The 2,527-nt window shown below is 48.0% G+C and carries 4 protein-coding genes; 2 read left to right on the forward strand and 2 right to left on the reverse strand.

The genetic code is table 11. The annotated features are described in order from the left end of the window. The coding region (locus POTG_RS07940) for a sigma factor (protein ID WP_036644681.1) at positions 1-306 on the reverse strand (306 nt) is incomplete at its 3' end. A 209-nt stretch (positions 307-515) separates the two neighbouring features. Between POTG_RS07940 and POTG_RS07945 the strand changes: the two genes are divergently transcribed. Further along, positions 516-881: a winged helix-turn-helix transcriptional regulator gene (locus POTG_RS07945; RefSeq protein WP_036644684.1), complete on the forward strand. Its 366-nt coding sequence runs from the start codon at positions 516-518 to the stop codon at positions 879-881. Here POTG_RS07945 and POTG_RS07950 read toward each other — a convergent pair. Next, positions 854-1,405 (reverse strand): NAD(P)H-dependent oxidoreductase, encoded by a 552-nt coding sequence (locus POTG_RS07950; RefSeq protein WP_009224311.1) that lies wholly within the window; start codon positions 1,403-1,405, stop codon positions 854-856. The genes POTG_RS07945 and POTG_RS07950 overlap by 28 nt on opposite strands. A gap of 254 nt (positions 1,406-1,659) precedes the next feature. On the opposite strand from POTG_RS07950, the gene POTG_RS07955 reads away from it, so the two are divergent. Beyond that, on the forward strand, positions 1,660-2,334 hold the full coding sequence (locus POTG_RS07955; protein WP_009224312.1) for an SOS response-associated peptidase: 675 nt from the start codon (positions 1,660-1,662) through the stop codon (positions 2,332-2,334). The last annotated feature ends 193 nt before the right edge of the window (positions 2,335-2,527 follow it).

Here is a 2,527-nt window from a genome sequence, read left to right on the forward strand (position 1 = left end):
GAGCTTCGTCCCTTTATTCGGCCGGAAGCTCTCGATCGCCTTGATCAGGCCAATCGTCCCGATCGAGATCAAGTCCTCCAAATCCTCGCCGGTGTTATCGAATTTCTTGACGATATGCGCCACCAGCCGCAGGTTATGCTCGATCAGGATATTGCGAGACTCCGAATCCCCTTCCGCCATGCGCTGTAAATGCTTCGTTTCCTCTTCCTCGGTCAGGGGCTGCGGAAACGCATTATTTTTGACATACGATACGAGCAACGTCAGCTGTTTAATGAATAAAGCAATTGCGGTAAACAATCCCGGCAAAGATGACACCTCCCGCAGATTCACATCACGATGAATACAACCTCGCTTCATTTTGGGTCAATTCATTGTATGTGGGCGGAGGCCTATCCGTGCCTGTACGGAGGAAAAGAAAATCCCTCCCTTTGCTTGCATTGACGAATATGGAGATGCATTGTACGATATGACAAATTATTCAAGAACGACTAGCCCATAAGTAAGGAGTGGTGATAATGAACAACACCGGTTGCGCTGTACCTGGACCCGACTTGGAAAAGAGTGGATTCTACTATACGCTGTCCGTTATCGGCGGAAAATATAAAATGACCATCATGTACTTACTCGCAGAGCATAAGGTTTTACGACACAATGAAATCCACCGGTACTTAGAAACCGTCTCCTATAAAACACTAAGCGTTATGCTGAAAGAGCTTATGGCAGATGGCATTATTTCGCGCAAAGAGTACCCCCAAATACCACCGAAAGTGGAATATTCGCTAACCGAGCGGGGACAATCCCTCATCCCGATCTTAAACATGATGTGCGATTGGGGAGAACAGAATCGAGAGAGTTACAGCTTCTCTAAAAACTCCAAGTAATCTTTCACTCCCTTTTCTATTTCTTCTGTACTTGAAGAATACTCCTCGCCCGGGACGATCTCAGCACCGTAAAATGCAAAGAACGAGCGATAATCCGCATGGCAATAGTAGCGGAAAGTGGTCTCAAATGGTGTCAGCAGCTGCTCCAGCGTGTAATGATATCGGCCGCTTTCCTGATAATCGCTCTGCCGAATCCCTGCGGTTACTGCCAAAGCTACCTTTTTCCCGTGCAGCTTGTCTCCTCCGTTTCTGCCATAGGCCCAGCCTTGGGTTAGCACTTCATCCAACCACGTTTTAAGAATGGGCGGGCAAGAGAACCATTGAATCGGAAACTGCAGAATGAGATGATCGTGAGCTTCGACCAGCTTCTGCTCTTGGTCCACATTTATTTTCCCATCTGGATAGGCGGAAGTGAGTTCATGAACGGTATATTTTTCAGGATATTTTCGCACTTCTTCGATAAACCTTTTGTTAATCACAGACTTCGAAATGTTGGGATGTGCCACAATGATAAGTGTTTTCATGGAGAACCTCCTGTTCTTGTTTTGAGGATTATTTTATTCGGGTTGAAAAATATAACAAGAACGCACTTTCAGGTGGGGTACTTACCCAAAGGTAAGGGAATGCCAGCAACTCCTTTACTCGTATTTGCTGTCATAAGAACTGCTTTCCATCAAAACCTGTTCAGATCAATTCTCAAATCAAATTGAATAAATATGAATTTTTTTCCTCCTTTAGCAAACACTACATCACAATTCGGTAAAGGAGGCAGAGTATTATGTGTCAACGGTTTTCCATGGCAGCCGAGCTGCCGGAGGTTCAGGAGCATTTTCAGATCGGACGGGTCATGTGTTATTATAAAAATCGCTTTAACATCAGCCCCACACAGCCCACGCCGGTGGTGCTACAGCAGGACGGAGAGCGGGTGCTCGACGAATTCCGCTGGGGGCTCGTTCCTTATTGGGGCAAAGATGCGGTGAATGCCGATCTGCGAAACGTCCACCAGAATCCGACGTACCGTCGGCTCATCAGCACGCAGCGTTGCGTGATCCCCTGCAATGGCTTTTATTATTGGAAGAAGGAAGGCAAGAAGGAATATCCCGTGCGCGTTGTGCTGAAAAACCGCGGTATCTTTGGGGTCGCTGGCCTGTACGAAGTTTGGCGGGATACGCGCGGCGAGCCGCTTCGCACCTGTACCCTCGTGATGACAGAGGCAAACCCGCTGATCGGGGAGTTTGAAAGCCGGATGCCGGCGATTTTGTCCCCCGAAGACATGACCCGGTGGCTGGATGAAGGGATTAGTGATCTCGACGCGCTGGACCCGATCCTGCGGCCGCATGCAGCGGAAGAAATGCGTGCCTACCCGGTGACACCGCGGATCGACAACAACCGGTACGATTCCGATGAATGCATCCGAGAGATGGATTTGGAGTTAGCTTGGGTGAAGCGTTAAGCGGATGAGGTCAATATCGAAAAAAATGCAATATTAGCTCTTGGACGATTGTGTCCAGGAGCTTTTTAGTTTGCTTTGAGGTTGTCCATCCCCCTTCATTCCGCGTTATCGGCAATGTGACCGGAATCACCTTGTCGCTCTTTTCACAGCGTTATCTTCAAATAGAGAGGGATTTGATATGAAATATAGGATT

The sequence above is a fragment of the Paenibacillus sp. oral taxon 786 str. D14 genome (assembly GCF_000159955.1).
Lineage (GTDB): Bacteria > Bacillota > Bacilli > Paenibacillales > Paenibacillaceae > Fontibacillus > Fontibacillus phoenicis.

Bases quoted from the DNA above. Each gene is read 5' to 3' on its own strand.
- POTG_RS07945 (WP_036644684.1), top strand. From the start codon at position 516: ATGAACAACACCGGTTGCGCTGTACCTGGACCCGACTTGGAAAAGAGT.
- POTG_RS07950 (WP_009224311.1), bottom strand. From the start codon at position 1,405: ATGAAAACACTTATCATTGTGGCACATCCCAACATTTCGAAGTCTGTG.
- POTG_RS07955 (WP_009224312.1), top strand. From the start codon at position 1,660: ATGTGTCAACGGTTTTCCATGGCAGCCGAGCTGCCGGAGGTTCAGGAG.